The organism is Tabrizicola sp. T46, assembly GCF_057219895.1.
On sequence record NZ_JBXVVV010000002.1, the window covers coordinates 962,220 to 981,585 of the forward strand.

General features: G+C 65.1%; 17 protein-coding genes. 7 read left to right on the plus strand and 10 right to left on the minus strand.

From position 1 onward, the window contains the following. Positions 1-37 precede the first annotated feature (37 nt). Positions 38-2,602 (plus strand): aminopeptidase N, encoded by a 2,565-nt coding sequence (gene pepN, locus AC2D9V_RS12335; RefSeq protein WP_484714362.1) that lies wholly within the window; start codon positions 38-40, stop codon positions 2,600-2,602. Between the two features lie 17 nt (positions 2,603-2,619). Here pepN and AC2D9V_RS12340 read toward each other — a convergent pair whose 3' ends face one another. Beyond that, positions 2,620-3,135, minus strand: a complete 516-nt coding sequence (locus AC2D9V_RS12340) for a transglycosylase SLT domain-containing protein (RefSeq protein WP_484714363.1) — start codon at positions 3,133-3,135, stop codon at positions 2,620-2,622. Positions 3,136-3,326: 191 nt separating this feature from the next. Between AC2D9V_RS12340 and AC2D9V_RS12345 the strand changes: the two genes are divergently transcribed. Continuing rightward, positions 3,327-4,553: a hypothetical protein gene (locus AC2D9V_RS12345; protein ID WP_484714364.1), complete on the plus strand. Its 1,227-nt coding sequence runs from the start codon at positions 3,327-3,329 to the stop codon at positions 4,551-4,553. Between the two features lie 75 nt (positions 4,554-4,628). Then, entirely contained in the window at positions 4,629-6,140 is a 1,512-nt protein-coding gene (gene gatB / locus AC2D9V_RS12350; protein WP_484714365.1) for an Asp-tRNA(Asn)/Glu-tRNA(Gln) amidotransferase subunit GatB, read from the plus strand. 77 nt (positions 6,141-6,217) lie between these two features. Here gatB and AC2D9V_RS12355 read toward each other — a convergent pair whose 3' ends face one another. Further along, positions 6,218-6,982: a VPLPA-CTERM sorting domain-containing protein gene (locus AC2D9V_RS12355; RefSeq protein WP_484714366.1), complete on the minus strand. Its 765-nt coding sequence runs from the start codon at positions 6,980-6,982 to the stop codon at positions 6,218-6,220. Positions 6,983-7,324: 342 nt separating this feature from the next. Here AC2D9V_RS12355 and AC2D9V_RS12360 point away from each other — a divergent pair, with 342 nt between their 5' ends. Then, on the plus strand, positions 7,325-7,702 hold the full coding sequence (locus AC2D9V_RS12360; protein ID WP_484714367.1) for a DUF4177 domain-containing protein: 378 nt from the start codon (positions 7,325-7,327) through the stop codon (positions 7,700-7,702). Here AC2D9V_RS12360 and AC2D9V_RS12365 read toward each other — a convergent pair whose 3' ends face one another. The 5 genes from AC2D9V_RS12365 to AC2D9V_RS12385 form a co-directional block, all read right to left on the minus strand. Next, on the minus strand, positions 7,703-8,803 hold the full coding sequence (locus AC2D9V_RS12365) for a pyridoxal phosphate-dependent aminotransferase (protein WP_484714368.1): 1,101 nt from the start codon (positions 8,801-8,803) through the stop codon (positions 7,703-7,705). It lies immediately after the preceding gene. Between the two features lie 136 nt (positions 8,804-8,939). After that, positions 8,940-12,101, minus strand: coding sequence for a valine--tRNA ligase (locus tag AC2D9V_RS12370; RefSeq protein WP_484714369.1), 3,162 nt, complete (start codon positions 12,099-12,101; stop codon positions 8,940-8,942). A 57-nt stretch (positions 12,102-12,158) separates the two neighbouring features. Then, positions 12,159-12,929 (minus strand): hypothetical protein, encoded by a 771-nt coding sequence (locus tag AC2D9V_RS12375; protein WP_484714370.1) that lies wholly within the window; start codon positions 12,927-12,929, stop codon positions 12,159-12,161. Beyond that, positions 12,926-13,351, minus strand: coding sequence for an ABA4-like family protein (locus tag AC2D9V_RS12380; protein ID WP_484714371.1), 426 nt, complete (start codon positions 13,349-13,351; stop codon positions 12,926-12,928). Before AC2D9V_RS12380 ends, AC2D9V_RS12375 begins: the two co-directional genes overlap by 4 nt. Further along, positions 13,348-14,082: an MBL fold metallo-hydrolase gene (locus tag AC2D9V_RS12385; RefSeq protein ID WP_484714372.1), complete on the minus strand. Its 735-nt coding sequence runs from the start codon at positions 14,080-14,082 to the stop codon at positions 13,348-13,350. The genes AC2D9V_RS12380 and AC2D9V_RS12385 overlap by 4 nt, the downstream gene beginning before the upstream one ends. 110 nt (positions 14,083-14,192) lie before the next feature. Here AC2D9V_RS12385 and AC2D9V_RS12390 point away from each other — a divergent pair, with 110 nt between their 5' ends. Next, positions 14,193-14,813, plus strand: a complete 621-nt coding sequence (locus tag AC2D9V_RS12390; protein ID WP_484714373.1) for a TetR/AcrR family transcriptional regulator — start codon at positions 14,193-14,195, stop codon at positions 14,811-14,813. A 48-nt stretch (positions 14,814-14,861) separates the two neighbouring features. On the opposite strand, the gene AC2D9V_RS12395 is transcribed toward AC2D9V_RS12390, so the two are convergent. Further along, a complete protein-coding gene (locus AC2D9V_RS12395) occupies positions 14,862-15,236 on the minus strand; it encodes a DUF1428 domain-containing protein (RefSeq protein WP_484714374.1) in 375 nt (124 codons plus the stop codon). A gap of 32 nt (positions 15,237-15,268) precedes the next feature. Continuing rightward, positions 15,269-15,700, minus strand: a complete 432-nt coding sequence (locus tag AC2D9V_RS12400) for an Lrp/AsnC family transcriptional regulator (RefSeq protein WP_484714375.1) — start codon at positions 15,698-15,700, stop codon at positions 15,269-15,271. A 216-nt stretch (positions 15,701-15,916) separates the two neighbouring features. Between AC2D9V_RS12400 and AC2D9V_RS12405 the strand changes: the two genes are divergently transcribed. Together AC2D9V_RS12405 and aguB are read left to right on the plus strand one after the other, a co-directional pair. Then, positions 15,917-17,062: a type III PLP-dependent enzyme gene (locus AC2D9V_RS12405; protein ID WP_484714376.1), complete on the plus strand. Its 1,146-nt coding sequence runs from the start codon at positions 15,917-15,919 to the stop codon at positions 17,060-17,062. Positions 17,063-17,140: 78 nt separating this feature from the next. Beyond that, the gene (gene aguB, locus AC2D9V_RS12410; RefSeq protein ID WP_484714377.1) at positions 17,141-18,013 is read left to right on the plus strand and encodes an N-carbamoylputrescine amidase; all 873 of its coding nucleotides are present in this window, start codon (positions 17,141-17,143) and stop codon (positions 18,011-18,013) included. A 46-nt stretch (positions 18,014-18,059) separates the two neighbouring features. Here aguB and AC2D9V_RS12415 read toward each other — a convergent pair whose 3' ends face one another. Further along, on the minus strand, positions 18,060-19,349 hold the full coding sequence (locus tag AC2D9V_RS12415) for a citrate synthase (RefSeq protein ID WP_484714378.1): 1,290 nt from the start codon (positions 19,347-19,349) through the stop codon (positions 18,060-18,062). Positions 19,350-19,366: the final 17 nt, after the last annotated feature.

The following is a 19,366-nucleotide window of genomic DNA, read 5'->3' on the forward strand; positions in this document are numbered from 1 at the left end:
GCCCAAGTCCTTAGATTTCAAAGAAAAGGAAGCTTGCATGCCCGAGGCGTCCAAGGCCGTCTTTCTGGCCGACTACCAGCCGTTCACCCATCTGATCGACACGGTAGACCTGTCCTTCCGCCTGGCGCCGAAGGCGACACGGGTGCGCGCACGGATCGCCTTTCGGCCGAACCCCAAGCGTCCCGGTCGCCATCCCCTGCGCCTTGACGGCGAAGGGCTGAAGCTTCTCGGGTGCCTGGTGAACGGCAGCGAGGTCAGGCCCAAAGTCGACAAGCGCGGTCTGACGCTGGCCGCGCGGGCCTTGCCGGACGGACCCTTCACGCTGGAGACCGAGGTCGAGATCGCGCCGGAAGGCAACACCGCCCTAGAAGGGCTCTACATGTCGAAGGGCATGTACTGCACCCAGTGCGAGGCCGAGGGTTTCCGCAAGATCACCTTCTACCCGGACCGGCCGGACGTGATGGCCCGCTTCAAGGTGCGGATCGAAGGCCCGCATCCGGTGCTGCTGTCGAACGGCAACCCCGTGGCCAAGGGCAAGGGCTGGGCCGAATGGGACGACCCCTGGCCGAAGCCCGCCTATCTTTTCGCTCTGGTTGCGGGTGACCTCCGCGCGCGGTCGGGCAGTTTCCGCACCTTCTCGGGCCGCAAGGTCAAGCTCAACGTCTGGGTGCGCCCCGGCGACGAGGAGCGTTGCGATTACGCGCTCGACAGCCTGATCCGCGCGATGAAGTGGGAAGAAGAGGTCTACGGCCGCGAATATGATCTTGATGTCTTCAACATCGTGGCGGTCGACGACTTCAACATGGGCGCGATGGAGAACAAGGGGCTGAACATCTTCAATTCCCGCTACGTCCTTGCCAGCCCCGAGACGGCGACGGACGAGGACTATGCCCGGATCGAAGCCATTGTCGCGCATGAGTATTTTCACAACTGGACGGGAAACCGGATCACTTGCCGCGACTGGTTCCAGCTTTGCCTCAAGGAAGGGCTGACGGTCTTCCGCGACCACCAGTTTTCAGGCGACATGCGGTCGGCCGCCGTGCGCCGGATCGAGGACGTGAAGGTTCTGCGCGCCCGGCAGTTCCGCGAGGATGCGGGACCCCTGGCACATCCGGTGCGGCCGGAGAGCTTTGTCGAGATCAACAACTTCTACACCGCGACGGTCTATGAAAAAGGCGCCGAGCTGATCGGGATGCTGAAGTCGCTGGTGGGTGACGCGGCCTATACGCGGGCGATGAACCTTTACTTCGAACGGCATGACGGCGAGGCGGCCACGATCGAGGACTGGATCCGCGTCTTCGAGGACGAGACGGGCCGTGACCTTTCCCAGTTCACGCGCTGGTATTCCGAGGCGGGGACACCGCGCCTGAGGGTCGCCGAAGACTGGGCCGATGGGATCTATACCCTGACCTTCACACAAGACACCCCGCCCTCGCCAGGCCAGCCGAAAAAGCAGCCCCGGGTCATCCCGATCAAGCTTGGCCTTCTCAACCCGAACGGCGACGAGGTGGTACCGACCCTGATGCTGGAGATGACGGAGAAACGGCAAAGCTTCCGTTTCGAGGGGTTGGCCAGCAAGCCCATCCCGTCGATCCTGCGCGAGTTCTCAGCCCCGGTGATCCTTGACCGCAGGACATCGCCCGAAGAACGCGCCTTTCTTCTGGCGCATGACACCGACCTTTTCAACAAATGGGAGGCGGGTACCGCGCTGGCCAGAGAGGTCATGGCCGATATGGTTATGAAGGGAACCGCGCCCTCTCCGGCCTGGACCGATGCCGTCGCTGCCGTCACGCTGAACAATCGTCTTGACCCGGCCTTCCGGGCGCTTTGCCTCCAGCTGCCGGCCGAGGACGACATCGCCCAGCTGATCCATTCCACCGGCCGCGTGCCCGATCCCTTGCGCATCTATGCTGCGCGGCGCGAGATGTCGGGTGCGCTTGCGGTCCGGCTGGGAGATGGGATCGCCGGGCTGTACAACGACCTTGACGACGGTGCGCCCTATTCGCCTTCCGCAGAACAGGCCGGGCGCCGGGCGCTTCGATTGCAGCTTCTGGCCCTTCTGACCCGGCGCGATGGAGGAAAGCTTGCCGCGCGCGCCTTTGCCCTGTCGCGCAGCATGACCGAGGAGGTCGGCGCGCTATCGGCCCTTCTCGACATAGGTCAGGGCAGGGATCAGCTTGAGGTCTTCGCCGAACGGTGGGGACACGACAGCAACGTAATGGACAAGTGGTTCGCACTTCAGATCGCCCGTGCCGCTCCCGGCGAAGCCGTGGATCTGACCCGGCGGCTGACCGAGCGACCGGATTTCGATTGGAAGACCCCCAACCGGTTCCGGTCTGTCTTCGGTACGCTGGCGGCCAACCATGCCGGGTTTCATGACCGTTCGGGAAAAGGGTACCGCCTGCTAGCGGACTGGCTGATCCGGCTTGATCCGGTGAACCCGCAGACCGCCGCCCGCATCTCGGCCGCGTTCGAGACCTGGCCGCGCTACGACGCCGCCCGGCGCAAGCAGGCCAAACGCGAGCTGGAACGCATCCTTGCCACGCCCGGTCTCAGCACAGACCTGCATGAGATGGCAGCACGGCTGCTTGCCTCCGGCTAGGTCTGGCTTGCCCCGGCTCAGCCGGCCTTACAATAGGGCTGTTCGCGGGTCCAGGCGGCCATGGCCGACCGCTTCTCGCTGCTGCGAAGCGGGGCCCAATCGCGTCCGATGCCGCGGTTGCCGCCGCCGGCGACCATTCCGTCCTTCGCGACCTGTTCGGACATGATCTCGACGGCGCATTCAAGGTTGGCCTCGCCGTCCTTCAGCTCACCCACCGACGTTGCCTCGCAGCCATAGTTGGCGGCGGTGCGGGGCGAGATCTGCATCAGCCCGATCCAGCGCCCGCCGCCACCCGAAGCGATCGGGTTCCAGGTGCTTTCATATTTTGCAACCGCAGACAGAAGGCCCGCCCAGAACGCGCGACGCTCTTCCAGTTCGGCCTCTTCGTAGCCCGGGCACCAGGTGTCGATATCCGCCGGAATGCGCTGCGACAAAAGCGGGTCCTTGGTCGAGATCGCAACAAGGGTTGATTCGGTCCATTCCTCGCCTTCGGGGTGATGGTCCCACTGCATCGGCGGTGCGACGAAAGCCATTTCGTCTTCAGATTGCGACGAAATGCATCCGCTCAACGCAAGGGCGAAAAAACCCGCGCAAACCGCCGGGAAACGCTGTACGCTGGGGTCACCATAGACACCCGAAATCCACTTCAATTCCATCATTTAGCCCTGATCTCGGACAAACTTGAAACAGAGGCGTACCCCTGCACGCCGGTAGGACCGACCGCATGCTGATTACACCGTCGCTCATGCAGCTGAAAACCCGGCCCGAGGCCGGTCAGCAAGAAGCTGCCAATCTGCTGCGGTTGGTCGGGCAGGCTGCCTTCACCTTTCCCGAAAGCCTGAACCCCCAGCAGGTCCTGTCACGGCTGGATGTTCCCGTGATGCTGCGGGGGCCGGAGGCGACCGAATGGGACTGCGTGCGGGCCGATCACGCGGCCATGGCCGATGCCGGCGAATGGGCCGATCTTCTGGACGCGTTGCGCTTTGCCGATGAGGACCGGTCGATGGCATCGGGCGGGCGGCGCGTCATGCACCTGATCAGCGAAGGTGCGCGGGCCGCCCTGCGCAAGGCGCTTGACGTCACCGACCTCTCCGCTGCCGAGGCCGAGCTGCGCCGCTTCGAAGCGGTCTTCGAGATGCATCCCGACGACCATGCCGCGGCCCATCTTCTGGCACATGCGCTGATCGACATCGGCACCCTGAAGCGCGAGCTTGCTGCGAAGGGTCAGCTCTCTCGGGATCTCTGGGCCGAAAGTGCGGCACATTTCCAGGCGGCCGAGAAGATCATCGACGCCTTCGACCCGATCGAGCGCATGTCGCCGCTTCTGGCCGGGACCCGCTATCTCCTGATCCGGGGGATCGAGGATGGCGGTTCGCTCTGCCGCGACTGGTTTGAGGACTGGTGCGATCTTGATCCGCAGGACGATCTGGCCCATTCCACCCACGCCGTCTTCATGATGCCGGGCTGGTTCGGCTCGCTTGCCACCTTCGAAAAGGCCGCCCGCCGTGCCGCAAAGCTGTCTCATGAGGCGACGGGCAAGGCCGCCTACGCGATCTTCCACCTTGCGGCCTGCGAAACCCTGGGCGATATGCTGCCGACCCTGGATGTCGAGCTCTTCATCGAGGCGCTTGCCGACTACCAGTCCGCGACCGGCTGCCAGCACCGCGCGAACATCGCCGCCAATGTCCTGACCGGAATGGTGCACAGCTATCACCGCATGGGCCCGTCGGCGGGCTACCAGCTGACCAAGGCCAGGACCGCGCTGTCGGACGTGCTGTGGAACCGCCTGCACGAGGTGCATCTGGAAAGCTGGACCCATCGCGCCGACGGGCTTGCATATGCCTTGTGCGAAGTCTTCGGTCCGGCACTGCAGCGCGGGGCCCGCATCAGCCGCCGGGGCGAGGGGCTTGTCGCCCGCGTTCCGCGCAGCGTCTCGGTCACCCCGCGCTGACCGCCGGCCTGATCGCCCTTGCCCCTTTGGCGCGCGCGGCCTAAACCGGCCGGCAAAGACTGTCCGAGGTGCCTCATGCTTGACCTGACCTACACTGCGCCCGCGCCCAAGTTGATCGCCGGGGCAAAGCACGATTGGGAATTGGTCATCGGGATGGAAATCCATGCCCAGGTCTCATCCAACGCAAAGCTCTTCTCTGGCGCTTCCACCGCTTTCGGCGCCGAGCCGAACTCCAACGTCGCCTTCGTCGATGCGGCGATGCCGGGGATGCTGCCGGTCATCAACGAATTCTGCGTGGAACAGGCCGTCCGCACCGGGCTGGGCCTGAAGGCGAAGATCAACCTGGTCTCGGCCTTCGACCGCAAGAACTACTTCTACCCCGACCTGCCGCAGGGCTACCAGATCAGCCAGCTTTACCACCCCATCGTGGGCGAGGGTGAGGTGATCGTCGAAATGGGTCCCGGCGTCGCCCGCCGCGTGCGGATCGAGCGCATCCACCTTGAACAGGATGCGGGCAAGTCGATCCACGACATGGACCCGAACCTCAGCTTCGTCGATTTCAACCGCACCGGCGTCGCGCTGATGGAAATCGTCAGCCGCCCCGACATCCGGGGGCCCGAGGAAGCGGCGGCCTATGTCACGAAACTCCGCCAGATCCTGCGCTACCTCGGCACCTGCGACGGCAACATGCAGAACGGCAACCTCCGCGCCGACGTGAACGTCTCGGTCTGCCGCCCCGGCCAGTATGAGAAATACCAGGCCACGCAGGACTTCAGCCATCTCGGCACCCGCTGCGAGATCAAGAACATGAACTCGATGCGCTTCATCCAGGCAGCGATCGAGTATGAGGCCCGCCGCCAGATCGCGATCATCGAGGATGGCGGTTCCGTGGTGCAGGAAACCCGCCTCTATGACCCCGACAGGAACGAGACGCGCTCCATGCGGTCGAAGGAAGAGGCACATGACTACCGCTACTTCCCCGACCCCGACCTCCTGCCGCTCGAAATCGAGCAGGGCTGGGTCGACGACGTTGCCGCCCGGATGCCGGAACTCCCCGACGCCAAGAAGGCCCGTTTCATGGCCGATTACGGCCTGACGGACTATGACGCGAACGTCCTGACCGCCGAACTCGATTCAGCCCGCTACTTCGACGAGGTGGCCAAGGGCCGCGACGGCAAGATGGCCGCGAACTGGGTGATCAACGAGCTTTTCGGGCGGCTGAAGAAGGAAGGCCACGACATCACCGAAAGCCCGGTTTCGGCGGCACAACTCGGCGGGATAATCGACCTGATCGCCGCCGGAACCATCTCCGGCAAGATGGCGAAGGACCTGTTCGAGATCGTCTACACCGAAGGCGGCGACCCAGCGGCCATCGCTGAGGCGCGTGGCATGAAGCAGGTCACCGACACCGGCGCAATCGAGAAGGCGGTTGACGAGATCATCGCCGCCAACCCCGAACAGGTGGAGAAGGCCAAGGCCAACCCCAAGCTTGCCGGCTGGTTCACCGGCCAAGTGATCAAGGCCACGGGCGGCAAGGCGAACCCGGCCACCGTCAACGCGCTGGTTGCGGCCAAGCTGGGCCTCTAGCGCCACCTGCGCCTGTCGCATGATGAAAAAGGGCGACCCCTGCGGACCGCCCTTTGCCAATCAGAAATCCCTTCGGATCAGGCCAGCGTCTTGCGCCGCCGCAGGGCCACCAAACCACCAAGCGCCGCCAGCAACATGAAGCCAGCCGCCGGGACCGGCACGATGGCGATCCGCGCGCCGTCAAAGCCAAAGCCGTCGCCCGTGCCGTTGATCATCTCGATCCGGAACTCCTTGACCGGGTTGCTGAAGAGCAGCGTGACCAGATGCAGCGACCCGTTCGGCAGGCCGTTGTTGTTCAGCGCCACGACCGTATTCATGAACTCGCCGGTGCCGACATCGATCACCTTGAGAATGAAGTCGAGCGAACCCACGTCATCCACGTCGGTCAGCAGGAAGGCGATCTTTGTGATCATCGGAAGGCCGGCAATGCCCGGCACATCCCACTGGATGCCCTTCAGGTCGTTGCTGTCCAGCCAGTTCGCCCCACCCGTTGTGACGTTGAAGCGTCCGTAGGGGTTGGGGGCCGCCGTCCGGACGACGACCTTGTCCTTCGGGTTCACCTGCGATCCACCGTTGGTCTGGCCCGGCCCGATGCCCGAAAACTGGCCGACCGCCGTATCATGCGGCGACTTGGCACAAAGGGCCGTGTTCGTCCCGTTGCAGGCTACGAAGCCCTCGAAATCCTCGCCGATCACCGCACCGCTGCCGATGAAGCTGTCGCGCGCCGTCAAGGCGGACCCGACCGAGGCATACTTCGTCATCTCGACCGTGACAGTCGCAGCAGGTGCCAGGCCAGGCAGAAATGCCACCAGTGCGGCCAAGGCAAGACGGGCTGCCAACATGAAAGCTCTCCAGAAAATGCCGATGTGCACCAGACTACTGGTTCCAATGTAGCACACACACGTCTCATGTCGACCAGATCGGTGAAGACACAACCTGGGAGAGAAATCCTCTCGTCATTCTGCACAGATCGGCGACAATACGTGGCTGACCGACCGATTGTTGCCTTATTCGGGATAACCGCAAAAGGCAGAGCAGCCCCGAACTTCTGCCACCTGATTCTGCCCAGCCTCTGCTGCCGTCTGTTGCCGATGTGGCGCGGTCGGTCGCAAAAAACCTTTGCGTGATTTGCCGCAAGGACTTTCGTTCGCTATGTATCCGGCAGCGAAACCGGGAGAAACCCGATGCAACGGTTTGAATACAAAGTCATTCCTGCCCCGCGACGGGGCGAGAAGGCGCGGGGCGTCAAGACGACCGAGGACCGGTTTGCCTATGCGCTGACCCAATTGATGAACCAGTACGGGGCCGAGGGGTGGGACTATGTCCGCGCCGATGCCCTGCCGTGCGACGAACGGGTCGGCCTGACCGGCACGAAGACGACCTTCCAGAATGTACTCGTGTTCCGCCGGGCGATCGGTGGGGCTGACGAAGGCGACCGGCCGCAGGCCCGCCTGATGCTCAGCGATCCCGTCGCCCCCGCAGCGCCCCGTCTTGGGCCGGCCGAAACTCCACTTCCTGCCTCGGCCCCTTCCGTGGGCCCGGCCAAACTCGCCGCCGAGTGATCAGCCTGCGGCTTTCAGGGCCGCGGGGAGCATCTCGTCAAGCACATCCAGCGCCGCATCGTCGCCGAGGCTGATGCGGATGCAGCGGTCCAGGGGGGCTACCCCCGGCATCCGGATGAAGACCCCCCGCGCGCCAAGCTCGGCCAGCACCCGGCGGGCGTGGTCGCCGTCGCGGCCGCAGTCGATTGTGACGAAATTGGTGGCCGAGGGCAGGGGGTTGAGCCCGTTCGCCCTCGCGATGGCCGACAGCCGCGCCCTGGCGGTCACGGTCCGGGCCTGCACCTCGCGCAGCCAGTCCTGGTCCGCCAGCGCCGCAAGGGCGCCAGCCTGGCTGATGCGGGCCATCCCGAAGTGGTCGCGGATCTTGTCGAAGGCCTGTGCGAGGTCCGGGTTGGTCACCGCATAGCCGACCCTCGCCCCCGCCAGCCCGTAGCCCTTGGAGAAGGTCCGCAAGCGGATCACTTGCAGATGGTTCGTCGGGATCGCGGGCACCGTGCCGGGCGGTGCGAGGTCGGCGTAAGCCTCGTCGAGGAGGAGAAGGCTCGTCTCGGGCAGGTTCGCCACCATCTCCTCGATCACCGCCGCCGGGTGGTGGCTGCCCATCGGGTTGTCGGGGTTGGCGAGGTAGATCAGCCTTGCCCCAGTCGCCCGTGCGGCGGCCAGCAGCGCGTCCGGGTCCTCGTGATCGCCCTTGTAGGGCACCCGCGTTAGATCGCCCCCGTTCCCTGCCACATGGAAATTGAAGGTCGGGTAGGCCCCGAGCGAGGTCACGACCGGCGTTCCGGGATCGAGCGTCAGGCGGCAGATGAGGCCGAGGAGGCCGTCGATGCCGGGGCCGACGGCGATGTGGGCGGGGGTCACGCCGTGGTGGGCGGCGAGGGCCTGCTTCAGGTCGTGGTTTTCCGGGTCGCCATACATCCAGGCCCCGCCCGCCGCGGCCTGCATCGCGGCGACGGCCTTCGGGGAGGGGCCGAAGAGCGATTCATTCGCCCCGAGACGGGCGCGGAATGGGATGCCGGTCTGGCGTTCCAGCGCCTCGGGGCCGGTGAAGGGGACGGTGGAGGGCAGCGAGGCGGCGCGGGGGGTAAGAAAGCGGCTCATGGAATGCAGGCTGGCACGGGCGGGAGGGCCGTGCAAGAGGGTTTGACCACAGTGGTCAAAATGGGAAAATAAATCTATATCAATGGCTTGCGCGTGGGCGTTTACGAAATCTTAACCCGTGACCATAGCCTGCCGATCACCCCAGATCGGCAAGCCGCGCCAGTGCCTCCTGCATCTTCGTGGCCTCGTCCTGCCGGGCTTCGAGGTTGGACTGCGCTTCCATCACCACGTCCTCGGGGGCCGATTTAACGAAGTTCGGGTTGTCGAGCCGGCCTTTCAGCCCGCCGATTTCCTTCGTCAGCTTTTCCAGCGCCTTCTGCAGCCGCGACTTCTCTTCGCCGATGTCGATCAGGCCCTGAAGCGGGATCGCAAAGGCGGCACCTTCCGCAGCGACCGCGATGCTGCCCTTGGGGGCCGCGCCTTCGGTGACGTTGTCCACGCGGGCAAGACGCTTGATGAGGGCCTCGTTGCGGGCGAAGGCCGCGCGGGCCTCATCGGTGAGCGAGGTTGCAACGAGGTCGGCCTTCAGGCCCACCGGGACATGCACCTGCGCGCGGGCGGAGCGGATGTCGTCGATCAGCGTGGTGACGAAGGTCATCTCGCCCATCGAGCCCGCGTCGATCAGCGTCGCGGGAAGCTCTGGCCAGTCGGTATGGACCAGAAGCTTCTCGCGCTTGCCCGTCGTCCCCCACAGCTCTTCGGTGATGAAGGGCATGAAGGGGTGTAGGAGGATTATCGACTGGTCGAGAACCCAGGCCATCGTCGCCCGGGTCTCGGCCGCGTCGGGGCCGTCGAAGAGGGGCTTGGCGAATTCGACATACCAGTCGCAGACCTTGCCCCAGACGAATTTGTAAAGCGCGTCAGCGGCCTGGTCGAAGCGGTAGTTCTCCAGCGCCTCGTTGACTTCGGCGAGGGTCCTGGCCGTCTCGCCGATGATCCACTTGTTGGCCGTGGCGTTCGGGGTCGGCGCAGGGCCGGTCGCGTGGCCTTCCCAGACCCCGTTCATCTCGGCAAAGCGGCAGGCGTTCCAGAGCTTCGTCCCGAAGTTCCGGTAGCCCGCGATCCGCTGGGTGTCGAGCTTAAGGACGCCACCCAAGGAGGCCATCGCCGCATTGGCAAAGCGCAGCGCGTCGGCACCGTATTCGTCGATGATCTCCAGCGGGTCGATGACGTTGCCCAGCGACTTCGACATCTTCTTGCCCTTGGCGTCGCGGACAAGGCCGTGGAGATAGACAGTGCGGAAGGGCACATCCTCCACCACGGCAAGCTGCATCATCATCATCCGGGCGACCCAGAAGAAGAGGATGTCCTGTCCGGTCACGAGGACCGAGGTCGGGAAGTATTTCTTCAGTTCTTCCGTGGGTTCCGGCCAGCCGAGCGTGCCGATCGGCCAGAGGCCGGAGGAGAACCAGGTGTCGAGGACATCCTCATCCCGCCAGATCGGGTAGACGAGTTTCGTCGGGTCCTGTTCTGTCTCGTAGGAGGCCAGCGATGCGGCGAGCATCTCGACGGCGGTGGCGCGGTCGGCGACCTCGACCACGCGGGCGTGGTTCAAGGGATGGGGCAGGGCGGCAAGGCTGTCGCGGAAGCTTTCGGAAACCCCGGTAACGTCGGCCGCGCAATGGTAGATCGCCTCGCGCTGGACATAGCCGCCGTCGCCGAGGATGCGCAGCATCTCGACCTCGTCCAGCGCCTCGTCGCCTTCGTCGTCGCGGAAACCCGGGGCAGAGAGGTCAAGCCCATACCATACCGGAATCTGGTGACCCCACCAGAGCTGGCGGCTGATGCACCAGGGTTCGATGTTTTCCAGCCAGTGGTAATAGGTCTTCTCGCCCGACTGCGGGATGATCTTCGTTCGACCGTCCCGCACGGCGTCGAGGGCGGGGCCGACGATCTTCGCGGTATCGACGAACCATTGGTCGGTCAGCATCGGCTCGATCACCACCTTCGAACGGTCGCCGAAGGGCTGCATGATCGGCTTGGATTCGACGTAAGGAACACGCTCCAGGTGTTCAGAACCGGTTTCCTTGTCCACGGATTTCTGGAGGACCGTGACCGCCAGCCCTTCGGCCGTGATCGCCTCGACCACCCGCTTTCTCGCCTCATACCGATCAAGGCCGCGAAGATCGTCGGGGACGAGGTTCAGCGCGTCGATCTCGGTTTCGGTCAGGCTAAAGGGCTGTTCCACGAACCCCGCCGGGACATAGCCCTTTGCCACCAGCCAGGCGCGGGACAAGCGGCCGGCGATCTCGGCGGCCTCGGCATAGGGCGCGCCGTCGGCCCGCATCTGGGCGCGGGTGTCCATCAGGCGATAGCAGGGGATGCCCGCACGCTTGGCCACGGCATAGTCGTTGAAGTCATGCGCGCCGGTGATCTTCACCGCGCCCGAGCCGAAGGTCGGGTCAGGGTATTCGTCGGTGATGATCGGGATCAGGCGGCGGTGCTCTTTCGGACCCACCGGAATTTCGCATAGTTTCCCGACGATTGGCGCGTAACGTTCATCCAATGGATGAACCGCGACCGCGCCGTCGCCCAGCATCGTCTCGGGCCGCGTGGTGGCGATGGAGATATAGTCGCGCATCTCGCGGAAGGTGACGTTGCCGTCGGCGTCCTTCTCGACATACTCGTAGGTCTCGCCACCCGCGAGCGGATACTTGAAGTGCCACATGTGGCCGGGGACTTCCGTATTCTCGACCTCGAGGTCCGAGATGGCGGTCTCGAAATGCGGGTCCCAGTTCACCAGCCTCTTGCCGCGGTAGATGAGGCCCTTCTCGTAGAGGTCGACGAAGACCTTGATGACGGCATCGTGGAAGTTGCCTTCCTCACCTGCAGGCGCACCGGGGGCGCCGGACATGGTGAAGGCTTCGCGGTCCCAGTCGCAGCTTGCCCCAAGGCGCTGCAGCTGGCCGATGATCGTGCCGCGCGACTTCCGCTTCTGCTCCCAGACCTTCAGTGTGAACTTCTCGCGCCCCATTTCGCGGCGGGAAAGGTTGCCCTCTTTCGCCATCTCGCGCTCGGTCACCATCTGGGTCGCGATCCCGGCATGGTCGGTGCCGGGCTGCCAGAGCGTGTCGTCGCCCATCATCCGATGCCAGCGGGTCAGGATGTCCTGCAGCGTGTTGTTGAAGGCATGGCCCATGTGAAGGGAGCCGGTGACGTTTGGCGGCGGGATCATCACGGAAAAGGCCGGGTGTCCGGGCTTGGCATTGGCACCGGCGCGGAAGGCCTTCTGGTCAAGCCAGAGCTTCGAGATGCGGGCTTCGGCCTCGGCGGCGTTGAAGGTCTTTTCCATCGGCATGGTCGTCTTCCCCTTGATCGCGGGCGTTCTAGCCTGACCTGCGGTCAAGGGAAAGCGTCAGAAGGGCGGAAGGCCTTGCAGCGCGCGGGCAAAGCACCAGAGGGTCAGGGCGGTGAAGGCGGCGGCGGTCGCCCAGACGGCGGTGCGGCTGCCGGTCAGGCCGGCGAGGGGGACGGCGTGCATGGCGTGGGTGGCGAGGAAATGGGGCAGGCGCAGGTCGCCCACCTCCAGCGACCAGCCCATCAGGGGGAAGCGCGCGCCGGTCAGGGGCGTGCCGACAAGGTGGCCGGGCTGCGAGGCCATGTTGCCCGCGATGGGGACGGTGAGGAGGAAGGTCAGGATCAGGCCAAGCGCTATGGAAAGCATCAGGGGATCGGCGCGGTGGCGCCAGAAGACGAGGCCCATCGTCAGCGAGAGCGAGGTCAGGGTGACGGCGGCCACCCCCATCAGGCTGTAAAGCGGCGCCCAGAGGCCGGTCTGGTTGAAATGCGAGGCGGTGCCCAGGGCGGCGGCGGCGCCGATCCAGAGAAGCTCGGCGATGATGCAGAGGATCACGACGGCGATATAGACGCGCCAGAGGCGGGAGGTGAAGGTGCCCTCGGGCAGAAGCATGGCGAAAAGGGTGAGGGTGGCGGTGTAGACAGTGAGGGCGAGGTGGAACTTCACCGGCTTCAGCCAGATCGCCTCGCCCTGGAACTGCCGGGGATCAAGGCCGAGCGCGACCAGCGGGGGTAGGGCGGCAAGGGCGGTCAGAAGCGTGATGGCCAGAAGCTGGCGGTTCGGGGTCGAGGCGGCCCAGGGGCGCGGGGCGGCAAGGGTGGCGGTCATGGCAGGACCTTTCGGGTCAGGGTGAAGCGCAGGATTGCGAAGGTGAAAAGCCCGGCGGGACCGAAGAGGAAGGTCAGGACAAGGCAGGGCAGGATCATCCAGTGGGCGATCCGCTCGGCCGCTGCGGTGCGGGTGATCCAGGCCCCGACGAAAAGGTCGAAGGCGAGGTAGTGAAGCCAGCCGGCAAGGGCGATCTCGGGGTGGGTGAAGAGAGCCTGGACCTCGGCCAGCGAGGAGAACCCGCCGGGCGCTTCCCACCAGAAGGCGAGGATCAGCCCGGTATAGGCGAGCGAGAGGAGAAGCGGGATTATGGCCGCCGCGACGATCTGGGCAAGCCGCGGGGCAAGCGGCGAGACAGCGAGCGCCAGCCAGCCGAGCATGGCGAGGGGGCTGCTGTATTGAAAAAGGGCGTCGGGGGTCATTGGAGGATTTGTCCCTTGATGTGGTTTGCGTCCAGAGGCCCGCCGTGGCCGACGTGCAGCGTCGTGGCACCCCGGGAGAGGACCCGCGCGAGGCTTTCGGCGTTCCGGGTCACCGAGCGGGCGAAGTAATGCGGGCGGGGGTGGCAGGGGCGGACCTGGCCGCCGAGATAGCCCCCCATCAGAATATCGCCGACCACCGCCTGCCCGTCGCCGAAAAGCAGGCTGACCGATCCAGGGGTATGGCCGGGGGTCGGCATGAGCTTGGCATTGAGGCCTAGTGCCTCCAGCGCGGGCTGACCGTCCAGCGCCACGTCCGGCACGAAGGGTTCGAACCGGTCCGGCACCAAGAATTGCAGCGGCCATGCGCTCAGACGCACCGGACCGAGTGGTCCATTGCGGCCTGCGGCGGCCATTGGCCAGTCCTCCGGCGCAAGGCAGAGGCGCGCGCCGGTCAGTCGCCGCAACTCAGCGGCCGACCCGGCATGATCGGCATGCGCATGGGTCAGGACGATCGTGTCCGGGACAGCGACGCCAAGCGCCGCGATCCAGTGCAGGATCCGGTCGGCATCGCCGTGGCTGCCAGTGTCGATCAGCACCGGGCGCGGTGCGAGGGCGAGGTGGACGTTCGACATCCGCAGCCGCAACGTATGGATGGTGACCGGCGAAATGGGCCGGACCGTCGCGGCATGTGCGGATCGGGCGGTGTCAGGCGGTGGGGCGGGCGCGTTCATGGCCGATAAAGTCTCCGGCAAGTCAATCTTGCCAACGTCAAGATAGGGAGAGTCTTTCCATTGTCAAGATAAGTTTTGACAGGCGCGCGGCGCACTGTTATCCAATCGTCATGCAAGACCTCGCCCCGTCCGGCCCGTCACGAGAAGCTGCCGAAAAGCAGCCTTACCACCATGGCGACCTGCGCCATGCCCTGCTTGTCGCGGCTGAGGCGGAACTGGCCGAACGCGGGATGGAGGCCTTCTCTCTCCGTTCGGTCGCCAAGCGGGCCGGGGTCAGCCACGCCGCACCGGCGCATCATTTCGGCGATGCAAAGGGACTTCTGACCGCGCTGGCTGCCGAAGGGTTCCGGCAGTTCCTGGCCGCACAGGCCGCGCGTGAGGCTGCCTCGCCGCCCGATCCGGCATCTCAACTCATCGCGGCGGGACTGGGCTATGTCGACTTTGCCTTGGCGCGGCCCACGCTCTTCCGTCTGCTCTGGCAATCCGAGCGCCCGAATTTCGACGACCCGAACCTTGGGCAAGCCGCACGGGCGGCGTTTCAGCATCTGGTGGATCAGGTGGGGGCGGCCGGTGGGCGGCATACCGAAGACGAGGCCTCGGTCTGGGCACTGGCCCATGGCCTGGCCGACCTTCTGGCGGCAGGGCGGCTCAAGACGGTGGGAACCCTGCCCCCTGCTGCGCGTGACGCGATGGTCGCCTCGATCCTGCGCCGGGTTCTGCCCACGCCCTGAGGGCCGCCCGCAAGGCACGCGGCACAGCTCAGGTTATCCGGCTGAAAGTCAGTCGACCTGAAGCAGCGGCTCGAACCCGCCATAGATCATCCGCTTGCCGTCGAAGGGCATCTCGATCCCCTCCATCTGCGGGTCCTGCATCATCGCGGCATGGGCCCGGTCGCGGGTGCCCTTGTCCGGCCAGGTCATCCAGCAGAACACCATCGATTCTCCGGTTTGAAGGTCAACCGCGCGACGGAAATCGGTATGCTTGCCTTCGGGAACATCATTTCCCCAGGCGGCCACCAGGGTCTGCGCGCCCATCTCACGGAACTTCGGCCACCACTGCAACTCATGGTCGCGATAGGTGTCCTTGTCGCCGTCGCGGACGGGAATGAGAAAGCCGTCGACGTACATCGCATCCTCCTGCGTCTTGTTTCCCACGAACCCCGGAAGCCGCTGGCAGGTTCCCGGCGTCAGACGGCGCGGTCGATCTTTGTCGACAGGTGGATCAGGCTTTCCGACGCCTTGACCCCGGTCATCGCGCCGATCTGGTCCAGGACCTGGTCGAGGACGGCTGTGTTCGGGCAGGCGACCTGCAACAGGAAATCGAACCGGCCCGAGGTGGTAAAGACCTTCTCGACCTCTGAAATTGACTTCAGCCGCGTCAGCACCGCGGCCTGCGACCGGGGCTCGATCGTCAGAAGGACCGAGGCGCGCAGCCGCCCTTCGCGCGCGGCCTCGCCCAGCCGAAGCGTGTAGCCAGCGATGATCCCGGTGGTCTCCAGCCGCTCCAGCCGCGCCTGAATCGTCGACCGCGCGACCTTCAGCCGCCGCGACAGGGTTGCGACCGACATCCGCGCATCGGCCCCCAGAAGCCCCAGAATGTTGCGATCGAGATCATCCATGCATTTTGTCCGACGTTTTCGTCATTATAACGATACATCCCGCCATTAATACAGTTTTGTTCGGTGAGTTTGTCCACCATATGCGGCATCCTTCACTGCAGGAAAAGGGCGGCTCATACGCACCTGGCCTGGTTCACTTGAAACCACGCTGGTGTCCGAACCCAAAGCTGCTGCGGGGAAGGGCGAAGCGTCTTGTTGGCAAAGGGAAATACGCCGATGGGACTCTCCAAGACGATTTGGACCAATCCAACCGAATACCTCCGCAATCAGCAGCCGGAAAACCCGGTTCTGTTCTTCGCGCCCTCGGCTGCACAAGCCGCCGCGCGCCGGTTCATCGACGGTTTTCCGGGGATGGTCACCTATGCGGTGAAGTCGAACCCGGGCGAGGCGATGGTCGAGAACCTCGCGGCTGCCGGCATCCGCGGCTATGACTGCGCCTCGCCGTTCGAGATCGACCTGATCCGCCGCCTCGCCCCCGATGCGGCGATCCACTACAACAACCCGGTCCGCGCGCGGCACGAGATCGCCCATGCGGTCGCGCGTGGCGTGAAGTCCTACAGCGTCGATTCGGCCTCGGAACTGCAGAAGCTGATCGAGATGGTTCCCGCCGAGGGCACCGAGATCTCGGTCCGCTTCAAGCTGCCGGTCGCCGGGGCCGCCTACAACTTCGGTGCCAAGTTCGGCGCGACCTCGGAACTTGCGGTCGACCTTCTGAAGACGGTGGCGGCGGCGGGCTACATCCCCTCGCTCACCTTCCACCCGGGCACCCAGTGCACCGATCCGGCGGCCTGGGAGCATTACATCCGCGAGGCGGCCGTCATTGCCCGGAACGCCGGCGTGACCATTGCGCGGCTGAATGTGGGCGGCGGTTTCCCGAACCACCGGATGAAGGGGATCGTCCCGCAGATCGAGGAAACCTTCGCGCTGATCGACCGCGTCGCGACCGAGGCTTTCGGCGCCGACCGCCCGCTTCTGGTCTGCGAACCGGGCCGCGCCCTGTGCGGCGATGCCTTCGCGCTGGCCGCCCGGGTCAAGGCGCTGCGGGACGGAACGCATGTGTTCCTGAACGACGGCGTCTACGGCGCGCTGACCGAACTCCCCATGATCGGCGTGATCGACCGGATGGAGGTGCTGTCTCCCGAAGGCGCGCGCCGGACGGGCGAGGTATTGCCGCGCATCGTCTTCGGCCCGACCTGCGATTCGGTCGACCGCCTGCCGGGCGAGCTGCCGCTGCCGTCGGACATCGCCGAGGGGGATTACGTGATCTGGCAGGGTATGGGGTCCTATTCCACCGTCACCAACACCCGCTTCAACGGGTTCGGCGATCTGCAGATGGCGACGGTTCTCAGCCTGAAGCTCTGACGGCGCGAAGGCTTGACTTTCCGGCCCGGCAGGGGGGACCTTGCCGGGCCTTTCCATGCCTGCCTGAAGGGGTCAAACATGCGCCACGTGACCGTCGCCGCCACCCAGTTCGCCTGTTCCTGGGACCTCCCCGCCAACGCCGACCGTGCCGAGGCGCTGGTCCGGCAGGCGGCGGGGCAGGGGGCAAATGTCGTCCTGATCCAGGAGCTTTTCGCCGCCCCCTACTTCTGCATCGAACAGCACCCCCGCTACTTCGACCTTGCACAGCCGCTGGAGGGCAACCCCCTCGTCGCCCGCTTCGCCGCGCTGGCCAGGGAGCTGGGGGTGGTGATTCCAGTGAGCTTCTTCGAACGCGCCGGGCCCGCCTTCTTCAACTCGATCGCCATGGTCGATGCGGACGGGCGGGTCATGGGCGTCTACCGGAAAAGCCATATCCCGCAGGGGCCGGGGTATGAGGAGAAGTACTACTTCTCGCCTGGCGACACCGGTTTCCGGGTCTGGGACACCGCCTTCGGCCGGATCGGCGTGGGCATCTGCTGGGACCAGTGGTTCCCCGAATGCGCGCGGGCGATGGCCTTGCAGGGGGCGGAGATGCTGCTTTACCCCACGGCCATCGGCTCGGAACCCCCGGCCCCCGGCTACGACAGCCAGCCGCACTGGGAAATGGTGATGCGCGGCCATGCGGCGGCGAACATAATGCCGGTCGTCGCGTCGAACCGGATCGGCACCGAGGTGGCGCCGGAGGGGCGTGAGGTGACCTTTTGCGGCTCAAGCTTCATTGCCGACCACACCGGGCAACTGGTGGCCAAGGCGGGCCGCACGGGCGAGGAGGTGCTGGTTCACCGCTTCGACCTGAAGGACATCGCTGTGCTCCGGGCAAGCTGGGGGCTGTTCCGTGACCGGCGGGTAGATCTTTACGGCCGTGTCACAACGCTTGACGGCCGGGGCTGAAGCCCGGCCGTTTTCGATTTTTCGACGAAAATCGTTGGCTTGCGGCCTAGCGGTGCCGCAGGTCGACGTAGTCGCGGTGCTTCGGCCCGATGTAAAGCTGCCGCGGACGGCCGATCTTCTGCGTCGGGTCGGCGATCATTTCCTTCCACTGGCTGATCCAGCCCACGGTGCGGCTGATCGCGAAGATCGGGGTGAACATCGCGGTCGGGAAGCCCATCGCCTCGAGGATGATGCCCGAGTAGAAATCGACGTTGGGGTAGAGCTTCTTCGAGATGAAATACTCGTCTTCAAGCGCAATCCGCTCGAGTTCCTTCGCGACCTGCAGCAGCGGGTTGTTCTCGATGCCGAGAAGCCCCAGCACCTCGTCAGCGCTTTCCTTCATCACCTTCGCGCGCGGGTCGAAGTTTTTGTAGACCCGGTGGCCGAAGCCCATCAGGCGGAAGCCGGAATTCTTGTCCTTGGCCTTGGCGATGAATTCGGGAATGCGGTCGACGGTGCCGATTTCCTTCAGCATCTCGAGGCAGGCCTGGTTCGCCCCGCCATGCGCGGGCCCCCAAAGGCAGGCGATGCCGGCGGCGATGCAGGCGAAGGGGTTCGCGCCGGAAGATCCCGCAAGGCGGACGGTCGAGGTCGAGGCGTTCTGTTCGTGATCGGCGTGGAGCATCATGATGCGGTCCATCGCCTTTTCCAGGATCGGCGAGACCACATAGTCCTCGGAGGGGACGGCAAAGCACATGTGCAGGAAGTTGCCCGCGTAGCTGAGCGCGTTCTTGGGGTACACGAAGGGCTGGCCGACCGAATACTTGTAGGCCATCGCGGCGATGGTCGGGAGCTTCGCGATCATGCGGATCGCGGCGACCTCGCGCTGCCAGGGGTCATTGATGTCGGTCGAGTCGTGATAGAAAGCAGCCATCGCGCCGACCACGCCCACCATGGTCGCCATCGGATGCGCGTCGCGGCGGAAGCCGCGGAAGAAATAGTGCATCTGTTCATGCACCATCGTGTGCTTGGTCACACGCTGTATGAAGTCCGCCAGCTGCGCCGCAGTCGGGAGTTCACCGTAGAGAAGCAGGTAGCAGACCTCGAGATGCGTCGACTTGTCTGCCAGTTGCTCGATCGGGTAGCCGCGATAGAGAAGCTCGCCCTTGTCGCCGTCGATGTAGGTGATCGCACTTTCGCAGGCGGCGGTCGAGGTGAAGCCCGGATCATAGGTGAAGACGTCCGCCTCGCCGTAAAGCTTGCGGATGTCCAGCACATCGGGGCCGAGGGTGGGTTTGTGGACCGGAAGGTTATAGCTCTTCCCGTCCAGCTCAAGCTTTGCGACTTTGTCCGACATCGTTCTCCCCCGGCTCA